At 65.7% G+C, this 1,521-nt stretch carries 2 protein-coding genes; one reads left to right on the top strand and one right to left on the bottom strand.

Features of this window, described 5'->3' with window-relative positions; genetic code table 11:
• On the bottom strand, positions 1 to 853 hold an 853-nt coding region (locus tag AYO52_RS16010), incomplete at its 3' end, for a cytochrome ubiquinol oxidase subunit I (protein ID WP_172812192.1).
• Between the two features lie 143 nt (positions 854 to 996).
• On the opposite strand from AYO52_RS16010, the gene AYO52_RS16005 reads away from it, so the two are divergent.
• Complete coding sequence (locus AYO52_RS16005; protein ID WP_067719586.1) at positions 997 to 1,356, top strand: BlaI/MecI/CopY family transcriptional regulator; 360 nt, start codon at positions 997 to 999, stop codon at positions 1,354 to 1,356.
• Positions 1,357 to 1,521: the final 165 nt, after the last annotated feature.

Below are 1,521 nucleotides of genomic sequence, written 5' to 3'. Positions count from 1 at the left end.
CGAGGTCGCGGATACCCGGCATGTCGACGCCCTGCTGCTCGTACATGAGTTTGCCCTGGATGTCGCCGGTGACGACTGTGCCGAGGAACCCCACCATGGCGACTATCGCGCCGAATCGCAGGGACCAGATCCAGACGCCGTGGTCGGTGCGGTCGCGTCCTGGTATGTCCTGGGCCTGCCCCACGATCACGTGCCCGCGCTCGTCGACGGTGTCGATCCCGTCATGCCGGCGGCGCCACAGGTGGTACCAGGCGATCCCGAGCAGGAACATCCCTCCCACCACGAGCGCACCAAAGACGGCGTGGGTGAACGCTGCCAGTGCGGTGTTGTTGGTGAGCACGGCCCACACGTCAGTCATGACCGGCCGGCCGTCCTCGCCGAGCTCAACGCCCACGGGGTGCTGCATCCACGAGTTGGCGACGATGATGAAGTACGCCGAGACCCAGGATCCGATCACCGCGCACCACAGGGCCGCGAGGTGCACGCCCTTGCGCAGCCTGCCCCAGCCGAAGATCCAGATACCGAGGAAGGTCGATTCGAGGAAGAAGGCGAGCAGACCCTCGAGCGCGAGCGGGGCACCGAACACGTCCCCGACGAACCGGGAGTACTCGCTCCAGGCCATTCCGAACTGGAACTCCTGGACCAGGCCCGTGGCCACGCCGAGGATGAAGTTGATGAGGTAGAGCTTTCCCCAGAATTTGGTCATCCGGAGAAATTTCTCCTGGCCGCTGCGCACCCAGGCGGTGTGCATCACGGCAACCATCGCCCCGAGTCCGATAGTGAGCGGGACCATGAGGAAGTGGTAGACGGTCGTGATGCCGAACTGCCAGCGTGCGATCTCGACAACGTCCATAGGACGCCAACCCCTTTCACCGGATCGGGTGTCGTGTTCACCCGCCATCGGCATTCTACATAGCGTAGAAATATTTCTACCGAGAGTCGAATTTCTTTCGCCACTGATAGAATCCGGCTACACAGCAGGAGGAGAGGATCACCGTGGCGACCCTGGGCGAGTTGGAGCGTGCCGTTATGGACGTAATCTGGGACCACAGTGGGCCGGTGACGGCGTACGACGTCAAGGGCGTGCTCGACAGCTCCCGGGAGCGCCCGCCCGCCGTGACCACCCTGCTCACGGTCTTGAGCCGCCTTGCCCGCAAAGGTCTGGTCGTCTCGGATCGCACCGCGCGCCCCCACCGCTACCGCGCTGTGGCCTCGCGGGAGGAGTACGTCGCGGAACTCATGCACGAAGTCCTGGGTGACTCTCGGGACCGGCACGCGGTACTTGCACGGTTCGTCGGCGGTGTCTCCAACGATGAGGCGGCGGCGTTACGCACGCTACTGAAGGGCCACGGCTGATCCTCCAGTCGGCGATGTCCACCGGTGACGTGGGGCTCCTGTTGGCCGGGGTCGCCCTGGCCCTGGCGTGGCCGGTGCCGGTTCTGTTGGCTCGCGCGCGCTGGCCGATGCACGCCCCGGCTCGCGCGCTCCTTCTCTGGCAGGCCATCGGCCTGGCCGGCGGGG

The organism is Dietzia sp. 111N12-1, assembly GCF_001658045.1.
Taxonomy (GTDB): Bacteria; Actinomycetota; Actinomycetes; order Mycobacteriales; family Mycobacteriaceae; genus Dietzia; species Dietzia kunjamensis.
The sequence above is the reverse complement of the archived record's forward strand: the minus strand, read 5'-3'. Positions and strand labels throughout refer to the sequence as shown.